19 protein-coding genes are annotated in these 16274 nt (G+C 50.6%); 10 read left to right on the top strand and 9 right to left on the bottom strand.

Translation table 11 applies throughout. The features are described 5' to 3' along the window. Positions 1 to 6: 6 nt before the first annotated feature. Both rpoZ and gmk read right to left on the bottom strand, forming a co-directional pair. Positions 7 to 282: a DNA-directed RNA polymerase subunit omega gene (gene rpoZ / locus LA337_22985; GenBank protein ID UBI15979.1), complete on the bottom strand. Its 276-nt coding sequence runs from the start codon at positions 280 to 282 to the stop codon at positions 7 to 9. Positions 283 to 336: 54 nt separating this feature from the next. Continuing rightward, positions 337 to 960 (bottom strand): guanylate kinase, encoded by a 624-nt coding sequence (gmk, locus tag LA337_22980; GenBank protein UBI15978.1) that lies wholly within the window; start codon positions 958 to 960, stop codon positions 337 to 339. 261 nt (positions 961 to 1221) lie between these two features. Between gmk and ligB the strand changes: the two genes are divergently transcribed. After that, the gene (gene ligB, locus LA337_22975; protein ID UBI15977.1) at positions 1222 to 2901 is read left to right on the top strand and encodes an NAD-dependent DNA ligase LigB; all 1680 of its coding nucleotides are present in this window, start codon (positions 1222 to 1224) and stop codon (positions 2899 to 2901) included. Here ligB and LA337_22970 read toward each other — a convergent pair. Together LA337_22970 and LA337_22965 are read right to left on the bottom strand one after the other, a co-directional pair. Next, a complete protein-coding gene (locus LA337_22970) occupies positions 2898 to 3515 on the bottom strand; it encodes a trimeric intracellular cation channel family protein (GenBank protein ID UBI15976.1) in 618 nt (205 codons plus the stop codon). The genes ligB and LA337_22970 overlap by 4 nt on opposite strands. Positions 3516 to 3773: 258 nt before the next feature. Beyond that, positions 3774 to 4637, bottom strand: coding sequence for a YicC family protein (locus tag LA337_22965; protein UBI15975.1), 864 nt, complete (start codon positions 4635 to 4637; stop codon positions 3774 to 3776). 125 nt (positions 4638 to 4762) lie between these two features. On the opposite strand from LA337_22965, the gene rph reads away from it, so the two are divergent. Together rph and pyrE are read left to right on the top strand one after the other, a co-directional pair. Then, positions 4763 to 5479, top strand: a complete 717-nt coding sequence (rph, locus tag LA337_22960; GenBank protein ID UBI15974.1) for a ribonuclease PH — start codon at positions 4763 to 4765, stop codon at positions 5477 to 5479. Between the two features lie 65 nt (positions 5480 to 5544). Beyond that, entirely contained in the window at positions 5545 to 6186 is a 642-nt protein-coding gene (gene pyrE / locus LA337_22955; protein UBI15973.1) for an orotate phosphoribosyltransferase, read from the top strand. A 66-nt stretch (positions 6187 to 6252) separates the two neighbouring features. Here pyrE and slmA read toward each other — a convergent pair whose 3' ends face one another. The 3 genes from slmA to coaBC form a co-directional block, all read right to left on the bottom strand. After that, positions 6253 to 6849, bottom strand: coding sequence for a nucleoid occlusion factor SlmA (slmA, locus tag LA337_22950; protein UBI15972.1), 597 nt, complete (start codon positions 6847 to 6849; stop codon positions 6253 to 6255). 116 nt (positions 6850 to 6965) lie between these two features. Then, positions 6966 to 7424, bottom strand: a complete 459-nt coding sequence (gene dut / locus LA337_22945) for a dUTP diphosphatase (GenBank protein UBI15971.1) — start codon at positions 7422 to 7424, stop codon at positions 6966 to 6968. After that, positions 7402 to 8622, bottom strand: a complete 1221-nt coding sequence (coaBC, locus tag LA337_22940) for a bifunctional phosphopantothenoylcysteine decarboxylase/phosphopantothenate--cysteine ligase CoaBC (GenBank protein ID UBI18540.1) — start codon at positions 8620 to 8622, stop codon at positions 7402 to 7404. The genes dut and coaBC overlap by 23 nt, the downstream gene beginning before the upstream one ends. Before the next feature lie 172 nt (positions 8623 to 8794). Here coaBC and radC point away from each other — a divergent pair, with 172 nt between their 5' ends. The 4 genes from radC (at position 8795) to mutM (ending at position 11011) form a co-directional block, all read left to right on the top strand. Continuing rightward, on the top strand, positions 8795 to 9460 hold the full coding sequence (gene radC / locus LA337_22935; protein ID UBI15970.1) for a DNA repair protein RadC: 666 nt from the start codon (positions 8795 to 8797) through the stop codon (positions 9458 to 9460). A gap of 218 nt (positions 9461 to 9678) precedes the next feature. Further along, positions 9679 to 9915 carry a 50S ribosomal protein L28 gene (rpmB, locus tag LA337_22930; protein ID UBI15969.1) on the top strand — a complete coding sequence of 79 codons (237 nt, stop codon included), beginning with the start codon at positions 9679 to 9681 and terminating at the stop codon, positions 9913 to 9915. Positions 9916 to 9935: 20 nt separating this feature from the next. Further along, the gene (gene rpmG, locus LA337_22925; GenBank protein ID UBI15968.1) at positions 9936 to 10103 is read left to right on the top strand and encodes a 50S ribosomal protein L33; all 168 of its coding nucleotides are present in this window, start codon (positions 9936 to 9938) and stop codon (positions 10101 to 10103) included. 98 nt (positions 10104 to 10201) lie between these two features. After that, on the top strand, positions 10202 to 11011 hold the full coding sequence (mutM, locus tag LA337_22920; protein UBI15967.1) for a bifunctional DNA-formamidopyrimidine glycosylase/DNA-(apurinic or apyrimidinic site) lyase: 810 nt from the start codon (positions 10202 to 10204) through the stop codon (positions 11009 to 11011). Positions 11012 to 11058: 47 nt separating this feature from the next. Here mutM and coaD read toward each other — a convergent pair whose 3' ends face one another. Both coaD and waaA read right to left on the bottom strand, forming a co-directional pair. Beyond that, the gene (gene coaD, locus LA337_22915) at positions 11059 to 11538 is read right to left on the bottom strand and encodes a pantetheine-phosphate adenylyltransferase (protein ID UBI15966.1); all 480 of its coding nucleotides are present in this window, start codon (positions 11536 to 11538) and stop codon (positions 11059 to 11061) included. Between the two features lie 8 nt (positions 11539 to 11546). Continuing rightward, on the bottom strand, positions 11547 to 12824 hold the full coding sequence (gene waaA, locus LA337_22910; protein UBI15965.1) for a lipid IV(A) 3-deoxy-D-manno-octulosonic acid transferase: 1278 nt from the start codon (positions 12822 to 12824) through the stop codon (positions 11547 to 11549). 397 nt (positions 12825 to 13221) lie between these two features. On the opposite strand from waaA, the gene rfaQ reads away from it, so the two are divergent. From rfaQ to rfaP, 3 genes are read left to right on the top strand one after another with little or no spacing between them, the layout of a single operon-like run. After that, a complete protein-coding gene (gene rfaQ / locus LA337_22905; protein UBI15964.1) occupies positions 13222 to 14292 on the top strand; it encodes a lipopolysaccharide core heptosyltransferase RfaQ in 1071 nt (356 codons plus the stop codon). Beyond that, entirely contained in the window at positions 14289 to 15413 is a 1125-nt protein-coding gene (locus LA337_22900) for a glycosyltransferase family 4 protein (GenBank protein ID UBI15963.1), read from the top strand. Before rfaQ ends, LA337_22900 begins: the two co-directional genes overlap by 4 nt. After that, complete coding sequence (rfaP, locus tag LA337_22895) at positions 15406 to 16203, top strand: lipopolysaccharide core heptose(I) kinase RfaP (protein UBI15962.1); 798 nt, start codon at positions 15406 to 15408, stop codon at positions 16201 to 16203. The genes LA337_22900 and rfaP overlap by 8 nt, the downstream gene beginning before the upstream one ends. The last annotated feature ends 71 nt before the right edge of the window (positions 16204 to 16274 follow it).

The following is a 16274-nucleotide window of genomic DNA, read 5'->3' as shown; positions in this document are numbered from 1 at the left end:
TTGTGATTAACGACGACCTTCAGCAATAGCGGTAACGGCTTGTAATTCAGCGGCTTCCTGCTCTTGCTGTTCCTGGCGCTCACGCACGTCGAGGATCTGGTTGTTGATCAGACCTTCTTCGATTTCGCGCAGCGCGATAACGGTAGTTTTATCGTTTTCTTCCGGTACGAGCGGATCCTTTCCGCCTACCTGCATCTGACGAGCGCGACGCGCGGCGACCAGTACCAGGTCAAAACGGTTACCAATTTTCTCTACAGCGTCCTGAACAGTTACGCGTGCCATACTTAAAATGCTCCACAGGTGAAGAAATGACTGGGCATGATACTGAATGTGGGTTCAGTCTGCCAACAGTTTGCTGATTAAAGCGTCATGACGCTGCTTTTGGCGGCTCATGCGCAGACGTTCGGCGCGAATGATAGTTTTCAAATCGCCCAGGGCGGTATCGAAGTCATCATTCACAATAAGATAATCATATTCGGCGTAATGGCTCATTTCTGCAACAGCTTGCGCCATACGTTTTGCGATCACGTCTTCGCTATCCTGACCGCGGCCACGCAGACGGCGGTCCAGCTCAATCTTAGATGGCGGCAAAATAAAAATACTGCGCGCATGCGGCATTTTTTGACGAATTTGCTGCGCACCTTGCCAGTCGATATCTAAAAAGACGTCTACGCCGGATGCCAATACTTGCTCAATGGTCTCACGTGAGGTGCCGTAGTAATTACCGAAAACCTCAGCGTGTTCCAGAAACGCGTCTCTGCCAATCATGGTTCTGAATTCGTCATGGTTCACAAAGAAATAGTGTTCACCGTGCACTTCCCCCGGGCGCGGCGCGCGCGTGGTGTGCGAAACAGAAACCTGGGTGTCATACAACGGTTGGGTCTTTAATAAAGCCTGAATCAGGCTGGATTTACCCGCGCCACTGGGGGCAGAAACAATATAAAGCGTGCCTTGAGCCATGAGTATCTTAATGTATGTGATTGTCGAAAGAGAGCCTACATACGGGCTTATTATACACGTAGCCGCTATGTGACGTAGCCCTTGTCACACTTTTTGCGCATGTTTATTGCGTTTTGCGTACCAGTTTCCTGTTTTATCCGCGATTTGCAGCAATTTGTGCAAATGTCAGGAATGGTGCTCGCAGGATGATTTTTTGCCGCTCTGTTTCCCTTTTACTTCGCGCTATATCTGCCGGGAAATGCAGTGTTCAGCGGAGGTAACATGGGATTATGGAAAGGCATAGGGCTGGTTTTGCTAATGGGATGTCTACCCGCATGGGCGGTATGCCCAGTCTGGTCTCCTGCCAGGGCAAACGAAGAAATTTCTCGACTACAGCAGCAGATCACACAGTGGAATGACAGTTACTGGAAACAGGGTGAAAGTGCCGTAGACGACGGCGTTTATGATCAGCTCAATGCGCAACTCATCCAGTGGCAGCGCTGTTTTGGCGATGAAGCCCCACCAGATCTGTCTGCGCCCCCAATAAGTGGCACCGTCCCGCATCCAGTTCCCCACACGGGAGTCCGTAAACTTGCCGATAAGCAAGCGCTACAGCAATGGATGCACACTCGCAGCGATCTCTGGGTACAGCCAAAGGTGGACGGCGTGGCGGTCACGCTGGTCTATCGCAACGGCAATCTGATACAGGCGATTAGCCGTGGTAACGGCCTGAAAGGCGAAGACTGGACGCAAAAGGTTCTTCAGATCTCTTCCGTGCCACGCACCACCACAGGACAGCTCGCTAACAGTACGTTGCAGGGGGAGATATTTTTACAGCAGCAGGGGCATATCCAGCAACAGAAAGGCGGAATGAACGCCCGCTCAAAGGTTGCTGGAATGATGATGCGCCAGAGCAACCCGGAAATATTACGCTCGCTGGATATTTTTATCTGGGCCTGGCCTGATGGTCCGGCGCTCATGTCTGAAAGACTGGAGCAACTCACGGCTGCCGGGTTCAGTTACACGCAACGCTATACTCAGGCTGTGAAAAATGCGGATGACGTCGAAAAGTCGCGCGCCAGGTGGTGGAGTTCAGCATTACCTTTTGTGACGGATGGCGTAGTGGTGCGAACGGCAAAAGAGCCACGGGCACAGTATTGGCTACCCGGACAGGGTGACTGGCTGGCGGCGTGGAAATATCCTCCTGTGGCAAGGGTATCTGAGGTAACGGGTATTCAGTTCTCCGTTGGCAAAAGCGGGAAAATTGCGGTGGTGGCATTGCTGACTCCCGTCATGCTGGATGATAAGCGAGTGCAGCGCGTCAATATTGGCTCTGTACGACGCTGGAATGAATGGGATATCGCGCCAGGCGATCAGATTCTGATAAGCCTCGCTGGACAAGGGATTCCCCGTATAGATGAGGTGGTCTGGCGCAGTACCCAGCGTATTAAGCCGGTGCCACCTGAGGGGCGCTTCAATTCATTAACCTGTTTTTATGCCACAGCGGAGTGCCAGGAACAGTTTGTTGCCAGACTGGTCTGGCTGGGCGGTAAAGAAGTGCTGGGGCTGGAGGGTATCGGCGAGGCGGGATGGCGAGAGCTCCATCAGGCGTATCGCTTTGAACATATCTTTTCCTGGCTAGGATTAACCCAGGCGCAGCTACAGTCCACCTTCGGCGTGAACAAAGGGGAGAAGTTGTGGCATCAGTTCAACCTGTCGCGCCATCTCCCGTTCACGCGCTGGGTGATTGCCATGGGAATACCGTTAACACAGGCAACACTGAATGCCAGTCGGGATGGTTCGTGGCAGCAGTTACAGGCGCGCAGTGAACAAAGCTGGCGGCAGTTGCCTTTCATGGGGGAGCGGCGGGCACGCCAGGTGATGCAGTGGCTGGAGAATAGAGAGATCATTGCGCTGAGCAACTGGTTAGCTGCTCAGCGGATCGCGGGCTTTATGCCTTAATGGCCTTCATGGCGATAGTAAAATACCGGTAGCCCTAACTTCAGGCGCAGCGCCAGCAGTCGGGCGGTGAAGCCGAAGAGCAGGGTAGAGATAACCACTACATCGTGACTGGAGACATAATGTTGCAGCACGATGTACAGCACTGCAGCGGCAAATGAAACGCCGGCATACAGTTCTTTCTGGAATACTAATGGGATACGTTTGCAGAACATATCACGTAAAACACCACCAAAGACGCCGGTAGTGACTGCAGCGACTACGGCGATAATCGGCCCATGACCCATATCCAGCGCCACCTGAGCGCCAATAATAGAAAAAACCACCAGGCCCAGCGCATCCAGTACAAGGAATATTTTACGCAGATAGGGCATGACGGGAGCAATAATGGTGGTGAGTACCGCAGCGGTCGCCACGATAATGACGTATTCAGGGTGCTTTACCCAGCCAAGCGGATAGTGGCCGAGAAGAATGTCGCGTACTGAGCCGCCGCCAATGGCGGTCGCGGTGGCAATAATAATGACGCCAAATGTATCCATACGACGACGCCCAGCCGCAAGCGCACCGGTCATGGCTTCGGCAGTAATACCAATTAAATATAAAACGTGTAGCAGCATGTATTCCCCCTGATTTGCTGGGGGCTAAGGTTAACGATTTGTGCGCATTGTCACGATTGAGATTTTCTAAGGTGAAGCGATTTTAATAACTACAGCTAATGCGAATGTGCTAAAAATACGTGGTGACATGCGCTTTGTGTTATTGGTGGTGATAATAAATGATGAGAAAATATAATTCGGAATGAATGGGAAGAATACCAAAGCGAAGGGAAAACACGTAGTCCCGCCGTTTATTGGCGGGCTACGTAGAATGCTGGCTTATTCGATGTTCTGGATCTGCTCGCGCATTTGCTCGATCAATACCTTCAGTTCAATCGCGGAATTCGTCACTTCGGCATTGATAGACTTGGATGCCAGAGTGTTCGACTCACGGTTGAATTCCTGCATCATGAAGTCCAGACGACGGCCAACGGCCTCTTTTTTCTTCAGGATGTTGTAGGTTTCTTTTACGTGGGCTTCCAGACGATCTAACTCTTCTGCCACATCGATGCGCTGCGCCATCAGCACCAGCTCTTGCTCAAGGCGGTTATTTTCCAGTTGCACCTGAGCGTCTTCCAGTTTTGCTACCAGACGTTCGCGTTGCCATTGCAGGATTTCCGGCATATGTGCACGTACTTTCGTAACTTCAGCGCTGACGCCTTCCAGACGCTGCTCGATCAGCGCTTTCAGCGCCTGACCTTCGGTTTCACGCGCGATGATGAAGTCATCCAGCGTACCGTCAAGCGCAGCGAGGATTTCGGCGGCAATGGCGTCCAGATCTTGCTCCTGGGCAGCCATTACGCCTGGCCAGCGCAGGATATCAACCGGGTTAATTTCACCTTCATCACTCTGCATTTTGACCCAGTTAGCTGCACTCACGAGCTGTTTAGCGAGCTTTTCATTCAGAATCAGCTCGCCCTGGGCGCTGGCATCGGGCTCAAAACGCAGCGTACACTCGACTTTACCGCGCGTCAGACGTGTGCGGATGCGCTCGCGAACAACGGGTTCAAGGCTACGGAACTGCTCCGGCAGGCGAAAATAAGTTTCCAGATAACGCTGGTTTACCGAGCGCATTTCCCAGGTTGCGCTACCCCATTCACCCTTGATTTCACGCCGGGCGTAGGCGGTCATGCTGCGGATCATAGACGTTCCTGTTTTTAAAGATGAGATGGGAGGATTATAGCCATCCACGTCTTGTCAGGATAGGAATAACAGTCGGAAGTCCGTATAATGCGCAGCCACATTCGTTTCAAGCCGGAGAATTTATCATGCGTCCAGCAGGTCGTAGTGCCAATCAGGTGCGTCCCGTCACCCTGACCCGTAATTATACAAAACACGCTGAAGGCTCCGTGCTGGTCGAATTTGGTGATACCAAAGTGCTGTGTACCGCCTCGATTGATGAAGGCGTACCGCGTTTTCTGAAAGGACAGGGCCAGGGCTGGATCACCGCAGAATATGGCATGCTGCCACGCGCCACGCACACCCGTAACGCCCGTGAAGCGGCGAAAGGTAAGCAGGGCGGTCGTACCATGGAAATCCAGCGTCTGATCGCTCGTGCGCTGCGCGCCGCCGTTGATCTGAAGACGCTCGGCGAATTCACGATTACGCTGGACTGCGATGTTATTCAGGCCGATGGCGGTACGCGCACCGCATCCATTACCGGTGCTTGTGTCGCTTTGGCTGACGCGCTGAACAAACTGGTAGCAAGCGGTAAGCTGAAAACCAACCCAATGAAAGGGATGGTCGCGGCGGTCTCCGTAGGTATTGTGAACGGCGAAGCACTCTGCGACCTGGAATACGTTGAAGATTCTGCCGCAGAAACCGACATGAACGTGGTGATGACTGAAGACGGTCGCATTATAGAGGTGCAGGGCACGGCGGAAGGCGAGCCGTTCAGCCATGAAGAACTTCTCACCCTACTGGCGTTGGCCCGAGGGGGGATCGAGTCCATTGTAGCGACGCAGAAGGCGGCGTTAGAAAATTGATTTTAAAGGCGACTGATTAGTCGCCTTTTTTTTGTCTGTAATAAAGTGAGATGAGGAGCGAATCCATGAAACCGTATCAGCGCCAGTTTATTGAGTTTGCGCTTAGCAAGCAGGTACTAAAGTTTGGCGAATTTACGCTGAAATCCGGGCGCAAAAGCCCCTATTTCTTCAACGCCGGGCTGTTTAATACCGGGCGCGACCTGGCACTGTTAGGCCGTTTTTATGCCGAAGCGCTGGTGGATTCCGGTATTGAGTTTGATTTGCTGTTTGGTCCGGCCTACAAAGGTATTCCGATTGCTACCACAACGGCCGTTGCGCTGGCGGAACACCATGATAAAGATTTGCCGTACTGCTTTAACCGTAAAGAGGCGAAAACCCACGGCGAAGGCGGTAATCTGGTAGGTAGCGCACTTGAAGGGCGTGTCATGCTGGTCGATGATGTTATCACCGCAGGTACGGCTATTCGTGAGTCGATGGAAATTATCCAGGCTCATGGCGCCACGCTGGCGGGGGTACTGATTTCTCTCGATCGTCAGGAACGCGGTCGCGGCGAGATTTCAGCGATTCAGGAAGTGGAACGCGATTATGGCTGCAAGGTGGTTTCTATCATTACCCTGAAAGAATTGATTGCGTATCTGGAAGAGAAGCCAGAGATGGCAGAGCATCTGGTGGCAGTACGGGCCTATCGCGAAGCGTACGGCGTTTAAGAACTGCCGGATGGCGCTGCGCTTATCCGGCCTACGTAACCCCGTAGGCCGGACTAAACAAATCTGCTATTGCAACTGAGCAGCCACCAACGGCCAGCGGGTGTCGAAATCATCCGTCGGACGATATTTAAATTCGCTACGTACAAACCGGGACAGCATACCTTCGCAGAAAGCCAACAACTGGCTGGCCAGCAGCGTTTCATCCACGGTGTAGCCTTCACCTTCACGCATTCTTTTTTCTCGCAGAACCTGGCGTAATTGCGCCTCAATTCGCTCAAAAAGCTGGTTAATACGGCCTTGCAGACGATCTTGCTCGAACATCAACGCGTGTCCGGTCAGTATTCGCGTCAAGCCAGGGTTGCGCTCACCGAACCCTAAAATGAGCAGTACGATCAGACGCAAGCGCGCGTTAGTGTCCTTTTCATCTTTCAAAATCAGATTGATACGGGTAATCAGACTATCTTCGATAAACTCAATCAGGCTATCGAACATGCGAGTCTTGCTGGGGAAATGGCGATACAATGCCGCTTCGGATACGCCAACTGAGGCTGCCAGCTTTGCTGTGGTGATGCGTTGGCTACCATCGCTGGACTCAAGCATCAGTGCCAGAGACTGAAGTATTTCTTCGCGACGATTCCTTTTCGCAGTTTGCTTTTCTACCATGTTACAAAATACCCCTGAAAATAAGCTCTTGCCAGGCAGGCATCCACACAGCGACCGCAAACTGTTGTTTGCGGTATGTTATTGCGTTATTACGCTGTGGGATACTTTTCTGCGGGTTACTTGCGCCCGGAATGGCCGAAGCCACCTTCGCCACGATCGGTGGCTTCAAACTCTTCCACCAGATTAAATTCAGCCTGCACAACCGGTACAAATACCATCTGCGCGATGCGCTCGCCCGGCTCGATAGTGAAGCTGTCCTGACCACGGTTCCAGACGGATACCATCAGCTGGCCCTGGTAGTCGGAATCAATTAAACCGACCAGATTGCCCAGTACGATACCGTGCTTATGGCCCAATCCGGAACGCGGGAGCATTACCGCTGCCAGAGAAGGATCGGCAATGTGGATAGCTAACCCCGTTGGTACCAGCGTTGTTGCGCCCGGCGCCAGTTCTACGGCGTCATCAAGACAAGCACGCAGGTCAAGTCCGGCAGAACCAGAGGTGGCGTACGTAGGAAGCGGAAATTGTTGCCCTACGCGCGGGTCCAGAATCTTAACGTCGATTTTTTTCATCATAACGGGTCACGATCTCGTCGAGTAATAATTGGCCCAGGAGTTCTTTGCGCTCAAGCGGTAAGACTTTATCTCCATCCTGCCAAAAAAGGTGTAATGCGTTGCTGTCGCTGTTAAATCCTTGAGTAGACAGCGAAACATCGTTCGCGCAGATCACATCAAGGTTTTTGCGGATGCGTTTTTGCCGGGCATATTCTTCCACATTATTTGTTTCGGCGGCAAACCCAACGACAAAGGGACGGTTAGCAACCAGTGCGGCAACACCGGCGATAATATCCGGATTTTTGACCATTTTTACTGTTAATTCATCACCCTGCGTCGCCTGCTTTTTGATTTTTTCGTGGGCGATCGTGTCAGCGCGATAATCAGCGACTGCGGCGCAGCCGATGAAAATATGCTGTTGTTGCACCGCAGATTGCACGGCGGCTTCCATCTCCAGCGCGGTCATCACATCAACGCGCTGGACAAATGGCGGAGTGGGTAACGAAACCGGACCCGATACCAGCGTGACGTTTGCTCCGCGCTTTGCGGCCGCGGCTGCGATAGCAAATCCCATTTTCCCGGAGCTGTGGTTGGAAATATAACGCACGGGATCAAGCGGTTCACGCGTCGGACCCGCCGTAATCATGATGTTGAGATGTTGCAGGGAGTTGACAGGTGAAAAATGTTCTGCCGCCATATCCACAATGGTTAATGGGTCCAGCATACGTCCAGGACCGATATCACCACATGCCTGACTACCGCTGTCAGGGCCCCAAATGAGCAACCCTCGCGAAGCAAGGATGCCCAGGTTGTTCTGGGTCGCGGCAGCGCGGTACATCTGCTGGTTCATGGCCGGTAGCACGGCAACAGGCGCTGGCGTTGCCAGACAGATTGTTGACACCAGATCGTTGGCCATACCTGCGGCAACGCGAGCAATCAGGTCTGCCGTAGCAGGGGCCAGGATAACCAAATCGGCCCATTTCCCCAGCTCAATGTGGCCCATCGCGGCTTCGGCTGCAGGATCAAGCAGGCTGTCGGAAACGGGATAACCCGAAACGGCCTGTAAGCTCAGAGGTGTAATAAACGCTTTTGCCGCTTCGGTCATCGCCACGCGGACGTCAGCGCCGCGTTCCCGTAAACGACGTACCAGCTCAGGGGTTTTGTACGCAGCAATGCCGCCACTGACGCCAAGTACGATTTTTTTACCGGCCAGGCTCATCATGATCTTTCCTGTTGGGTTTCACCAGAAGGCGGATATTTTATCACAATCCGCAATTTGTCGTGCTTTTGCCCGCGATCCAGTTTGCGAGGCGCTACGAAGAAGTGAAAACAGAGCGTCGATTCACCGCTGGCGTTATGCCACTATGCGCACGCTAAAGGAGAGGAAAAGCATGGGAAATACAGGACGTATAATGCCTCGGGAAAAGCTGTTGGCGCAGGGGGCCAGTTCGCTGACCGACGTTGAGCTACTGGCTCTATTTTTACGCACCGGGATGCTGGGTAAAGATGTGCTTACGCTGGCGAAAGAGATGCTTCAGCATTTTGATTCGCTGTATGGCCTGTTGTCTGCTGATTACTTGGATTTCAGCTACGTTCAGGGCATCGGTATCGCGAAGTACGCGCAACTGAAGGGAATAGCGGAGCTGGCGAGGCGTTATTACAACGTACGGGTGATAGAGGAGCGCGCGATACTTAGCCCGGAAATGGCGCGCGAATTTCTGCAAAGTCAGCTCTCGCAAGAGGAACGCGAGATCTTTTTTGTGATCTTTATGGATTCTCAACACCGTGTGATTAAGCACAGCAAACTTTTTTCCGGTACGCTAAGCCACGTTGAGGTGCATCCACGAGAAATTGTTCGTGAAGCGATAAAAATGAATGCTTCGGCGGTGATCCTTGCGCATAATCACCCTTCGGGTTGTGCAGAGCCAAGTAAAGCAGATAAACTCATCACCGAGCGTGTTGTGAAATGCTGTCAGTTCATGGATATCCGGGTGCTAGATCATCTGGTCATTGGGCGCGGAGAGTACGTTTCTTTCGCGGAACGCGGTTGGATTTAACGCACTTTACGCGATCCATCGGGATCTTTGTCTGTTCGGGACTTGAGCATAACGCCGGGTCAGCGTATACTACGCCACCTTTGAGAATCTCGGGTTTGGCATTTGGGCCTGGCAATCGAGAGTTCACTTAGAACTATGCGATGACCGGGCTGTAAAGCCTGACGAGGCGCCGATACCCCATACGAAGCTCGAGCTAATTTGATTTTTGGAGAATAGACATGTCCCGAGTCTGCCAAGTTACTGGCAAGCGTCCGGTGACCGGTAACAACCGTTCCCACGCACTGAACGCGACTAAACGCCGTTTCCTGCCTAACCTGCACTCTCACCGTTTCTGGGTTGAGAGCGAGAAGCGTTTTGTCACCCTGCGTGTATCTGCTAAAGGTATGCGTGTTATTGATAAGAAAGGCATCGAAACAGTTCTGTCTGAACTGCGTGCCCGTGGCGAAAAGTACTAAGTACTAAGAGGAAATAAATCATGGCTAAAGGTATTCGTGAGAAAATCAAGCTGGTTTCTTCTGCTGGTACTGGTCACTTCTATACCACTACGAAGAACAAACGTACTAAGCCGGAAAAACTGGAACTGAAAAAATTCGATCCAGTTGTCCGTCAGCACGTTCTCTACAAAGAAGCGAAAATCAAATAATTCTCGCTTTGACGTAATAAAAAACCTCGCTTCGGCGGGGTTTTTTGTTTTCTGGCCGTCCCCATATTAATGTGACCTGATACATCGCCGGAGATACTATGCCTGAATTACCTGAAGTCGAAACCAGCCGCCGCGGTATTGAGCCGCATCTGGTGGGGGCAACGATTATGCACGCGACGGTGCGTAACGGTCGTTTGCGTTGGCCGGTATCTGAGGAAATCTATCGTCTGAGTGATAAACCCGTTCTGAGCGTACAGCGGCGCGCGAAATACCTGCTGCTGGAGCTATCGGATGGCTGGGTAATCATTCATCTGGGGATGTCGGGTAGTTTGCGTATCCTCCCTGAAGAACTTCCGGCAGAAAAGCATGACCACGTTGACCTGGTGATGAGCAACGGCAAAGTCCTGCGCTATACCGATCCACGCCGTTTTGGCGCATGGCTGTGGGCTAAAGAGCTGGATGGGCATAATGTCCTCGCTCATCTTGGTCCTGAGCCGCTGAGCGATGATTTCAACGCTGGTTATTTGCAGCAGAAATGTGCGAAGAAGAAAACTGCGATTAAGCCCTGGCTGATGGATAACAAGCTGGTGGTGGGGGTGGGTAACATCTATGCCAGCGAGTCGCTGTTTGCGGCTGGCATCCATCCTGACCGTCTGGCGTCATCTTTGTCGCAGGACGAGTGTGAACTGCTGGTGCGCGTCATTAAGGCGGTTTTGCTGCGTTCTATCGAGCAGGGTGGCACCACGCTGAAGGATTTCCTGCAAAGTGACGGTAAGCCGGGCTATTTTGCCCAGGAGCTGCAAGTCTATGGGAGAGAAGGTGAACCCTGTCGCGCGTGCGGCGCGCCAATCATTGCGACAAAACACGCCCAGCGCACAACGTTCTACTGCCGTCGCTGTCAGAAATAACACCGTTATTGGCCGGAGGTCGCATACGTCTCATCCGGCCAGACGTATTACTTCAGTTTACCCAATAATGCCTGATGGACGTTTTTCGGCAGAAAATGCGTCACGTCACCCTGATGGCGGGCAACTTCTTTCACCAGCGACGATGAGATAAATGACCACTCTTTAGATGGCATCAAAAAGACGCTTTCCAGTTGTGGCATCAGGTGACGGTTCATATGGGCCAGCTGCATTTCATATTCAAAATCGGCTACCGCACGCAGACCACGGATCAGAATATTAGCCTGATTATCGCGGGCAAAATTTGCCATCAAATCGCTGAATCCCAGAACTTCGACATTGCCAAGATGCGCCGTTGCCTGTTGCGCCAGCTCAACGCGCTCTTCCAGAGTAAACATCGGCTGTTTACTGGGACTTGCGGCAATGGCCAGGATTACGTGATCGAACATGCTTGTTGCACGCGTCACAATATCGAGGTGGCCGTTAGTAATGGGATCAAAGGTTCCTGGATAAATCGCCCGTTTTTGCATGACTTGCCTCAATGCGTTTTGGGTGGCAGATAAGGTTCCAGCAGCTGCAGCAGACGCTGTAGCGCGCCCTGATTTTGATACAGAACTTCAACTGCGTGACGGCCATAAAAATTACGATAATCTGCATCGGTCAGTAAAGAAGAGACCTCTTTCACCAGCGTAGTTGCGTCGGTGACGGTGATCAATCCGCTTGCCTGTTCGAGGCGGGCGCAAATATCTTTAAAATTAAAAGTATGCGGTCCCATTAATACAGGAATGGCGTGTGCCGCGGCTTCCAGTGGATTGTGTCCACCACGTTCAACCAGTGAACCGCCGACAAAAGCGAGGTCGGCAATGCCGTACAGTAGCATCAGCTCGCCCATGGTGTCGCCGATCACAACCTGAGTACCCGATGACGGAACTTCGCCCGAAGAGCGTGTGGTATAGCTTAGCCCAGCCTGGCGTACGAGGTTAATAGCATCCGGGAAGCGTTCCGGATGTCTGGGAACCAGAATCAGTAAAAGATTCGGGAACTGATTTAATAACGCCTGATGGGCGGCAATGATAATGCTTTCTTCGCCGTCGTGGGTGCTGGTTGCAATCCATACCGGGCGGTGAGGCGCCCATTGACGACGTAATGTGACTGCTTTTGCGGCCAGTTGCGGCGTGACGGAAATATCAAACTTCAGGCTACCGGTGACGGTGACCTGATTGCTTCTGGCGCCAAGCGCAATAAAACGTGCGCCATCTTCTTCGTTCTGGGCGGCAATCAAGGTGATACGACGCAGCAGCCTGCCAACAAATTTCCCTAATTTAGCGTAGCCAGCAGCTGAACGAGCTGAAAGACGTGCGTTGGCAATAACCAGCGGGATGTGGCGCTTATGGAGCGCCGCGATCAGATTTGGCCACAGCTCTGTTTCCATAATTAACACCAGCTTGGGGTCAACTTTATTCAGAAAACGGTTCAGGGCATCCGGTAAATCGTACGGCAGATAAATGTGTTGAACGTCAGTGCCAAAAGCGGATTGTACGCGCTCGGAACCGGTTGGCGTCATGGTGGTTACCGTGATCGGCAAGTCGGGATAACGATGTCGCAGAGCGCGGACTAATGGGATAGCTGCCAGCGTTTCGCCTACTGAAACTGAATGAAGCATGATGCCGCCTGGTTTAAGCGGACGGCGGTAAAAGCCGTAGCGTTCACCCCAGCGTTTACGGTAGGCCGGAGCCTTACGTCCGCGCACCCAAAGCCGTATCCAGATCAGAGGCTGAATAAGGTAGAAAAGGGCGGTGTAAAGCAATTCGAGCATAATGGTAGCTGACTTATGAATGTGCTGGGGATTCTATGTATTTAGTTGTGGCTTTACCAATACTTTTCCTATTTTTAAATTAAATAGCGTCTCAGGCGGGGATTACCTTGGGTGCAAACATCTTTTGCATCTTTACGATATCTGTTGATATTTTCAGGTTTAGTCGAGCCAGAGAGCTTAAAATCAAAAGGTCTTGACATGGTAATTTATTGATTTATATGGCTTAATGATATTGGTTGTGCAAGAATTATTCGAGTCGGAACATGGCGAAAGAAGTGATACACTAGCGCGTAAAAAATCAGTGCGATATCAGTAATCAGGTAGCTGTTGAGCCTGGGGCGGTAGCGTGCTTTTTTCTGCTTAACTTTACCGGACACTCACGATAAAAGAGCCGCTTGTGGATAAGCCAATTAATAGAATTCTGGTCATAAAAATGCGTTTTCACGGAGATATGTTGTTAACAACTCCTGTCATTAGTACGCTAAAGCAGAACTATCCTGAAGCGAAAATCGACGTGCTTCTTTATCAGGATACCATCCCAATTTTGTCGGAAAACCCAGAAATTAATGCCCTTTATGGTATTAAAAATAAAAAGACAAAAGTAACCGACAAAATTACTAATTTCATGCACCTGGCCACAACGTTACGCGCAAATGGGTATGATTTAGTTGTAAACCTTACCGACCAGTGGATCGTCGCGATATTGATGCGGCTACTGAATGCGCCGATTAAAATCTCTCAGGATTATGCTCATCGGCAATCTTCTTTTTGGAAAAATAGTTTTACATGTCTGGCTCCGCTGAGCGGAGAAAATGTGGTGGAAAGTAATCTGTCTGTGCTGGCCCCGTTGAAACTTAACTCGACTGTGACGCATACCACAATGAGCTATCCTCCGGATAGTTGGGAACGTATGCGCACAGAATTAAATCGGGCTGGGGTTGGTGATGAATACGTTGTTATTCAACCGACGGCACGTCAACGCTTCAAGTGCTGGAATAACGAAAAGTTTTCACAGGTAATTGACGCCTTACACCAGCGTGGTCTGGAGGTAGTTCTGACCTCTGGCCCAGGCGCAGACGATCTGGCTTGTGTGAATGAAATTGCACAAGGTTGCAAAGAAAAGCCCGTTACTGCGTTGGCCGGAAAGATGAGCTTCCCAGAGCTAGGAGCAGTCATCGATCATGCCCAGTTGTTTATTGGGGTGGACTCTGCTCCCGGGCACATTGCTGCTGCGGTTGATACACCATTGATATGCCTGTTTGGCGCAACGGATCATAATTTTTGGCGACCATGGTCAAAGCAGATGATTCAATTTTGGGCTGGTGATTACCGTCCGATGCCACCACGTGAGCAGCGCGATCGCAATGAAATGTATCTTTCGGTCATTCCCGCTGACGATGTTATTGCTGCTGTCGATAAACTATTACCCGGTAGACTTGTGCCGCCACAAGCGGGGAGTCCCGTATGATTGTTGCTTTCTGTTTGTATAAATACTTCCCATTCGGTGGGTTACAGCGTGATTTTATGCGCATTGCGCAAACTGTAGCGGCACGAGGTCACCATGTTCGTGTCTACACGCAGTCCTGGGAAGGTGAGTGTCCTGACGTTTTTGAATTAATTCTTGTACCGGTAAAGTCCCGGACAAACCATGGCCGCAATGCGGAGTATTATTCCTGGGTCCAGGCACATTTACTTCAGCATCCTGTCGATCGGGTTGTTGGTTTTAATAAAATGCCGGGCCTGGATATCTACTATGCTGCTGACGTTTGCTATGCCGAGAAAGTGGCGCAAGAAAAAGGTTTCCTCTATCGGTTAACTTCACGATATCGGCACTATGCAGCGTTTGAGCGTGCGACGTTTGAGCAGGGTAAATCGACGCAGCTATTAATGCTAACTGATAAGCAGATTGCTGATTTTCAGAAGCATTATCAGACAGAAGCTGAGCGATTTCATATTCTTCCTCCCGGGATTTATCCGGACAGAAAGTATAGTCAGCAGATCCCGAATAGCCATGAAGTTTTTCGCCAGAAAAACGGTGTAACAGAGCAACAAAATCTTTTATTACAGGTAGGCTCTGATTTCACTCGTAAAGGTGTGGATCGTTCAATTCGCGCGTTGGCATCATTACCAGAAACTCTTCGAACCAATACGCTACTGTTTGTTGTTGGACAAGACAAACCGAGAAAATTTGAGGCGTTGGCGGAAAAACTTGGCGTACGCAGTAATGTCCATTTCTATTCAGGCCGTAATGATGTTGCAGAATTAATGGCTGCGGCTGATTTATTGATGCATCCGGCTTATCAGGAGGCGGCAGGCATTGTGCTACTAGAGGCAATCACTGCAGGGCTGCCGGTTTTGACCACAGCTGTATGCGGTTACGCGCATTATATTGTTGATGCTAACTGTGGTATGGCAATTGCAGAACCATTCCGCCAAGAAACGCTGAATGAAGTCTTACGTAAAGCGCTGGTAGAGCCTTCATTGTGTTCTGAGTGGAGGGAAAATGCGCGAAACTATGCGGATACGCAAGATTTATACAGCCTACCGGAGAAAGCAGCGGATATGATTACGGGTGGTTTAGATGGTTGAATTAAAAGAACCGTTAGCCACATTATGGCGCGGGAAAGATGCATTTGAAGAAGTTAAAAATTTACAAGGTGAAGTATTCAGAGAGCTGGAAACTCGCCGTACGCTACGATTTGAACTAGCGGGTAAAAGCTATTTTTTAAAATGGCACAGAGGCACTTCTCTGAAGGAGATTGTTAAAAATCTACTTTCATTACGCATGCCAGTATTAGGTGCTGATAGAGAATGGAATGCTATTCATCGCCTGAGTCAATTGGGCGTGGATACAATGACAGGGGTGGGATTTGGTGAGAAAGGATTGAATCCACTGACTAAAACCTCGTTTATTATTACTGAGGATCTCACTCCAACCATCAGCCTGGAAGATTACTGTGCGGAATGGGCCACAAATTCTCCCGATGTGAAAGTGAAGCGTATGATTATTGATCATGTTGCCACCATGGTGCGTAAGATGCATGCTGGAGGTATCAATCATCGCGATTGCTATATTTGCCACTTTTTATTACATCTTCCTTTTTCTGGGCATGAGGACGATCTCAAGATTTCAGTGATTGATTTGCACCGTGCTCAAATTCGGTCGACCGTTCCCCGACGCTGGCGCGACAAAGACTTGATTGGTCTCTATTTTTCATCCATGAATATTGGATTAACACAGCGTGATATATATAGATTTCTACGCGTCTATTGCGAATTGCCATTGAAAAGCATCCTAAGCCAGGAGGCTGATTTGTTCAATGAAGCACAGGTTAAAGCTAATAAAATACGCGAAAGAACAATTCGTAAATCTCTGTGATTAATTTATCCTGAACTATTTGGAATAGGGCATGTGAGAACGTGGTCTATTTCTCAAAAATTGGTAAGAGT

This window comes from Citrobacter europaeus (genome assembly GCA_020099315.1).
GTDB lineage: Bacteria > Pseudomonadota > Gammaproteobacteria > Enterobacterales > Enterobacteriaceae > Citrobacter > Citrobacter europaeus.
This window is presented reverse-complemented; position numbering and strand designations above follow the sequence as displayed.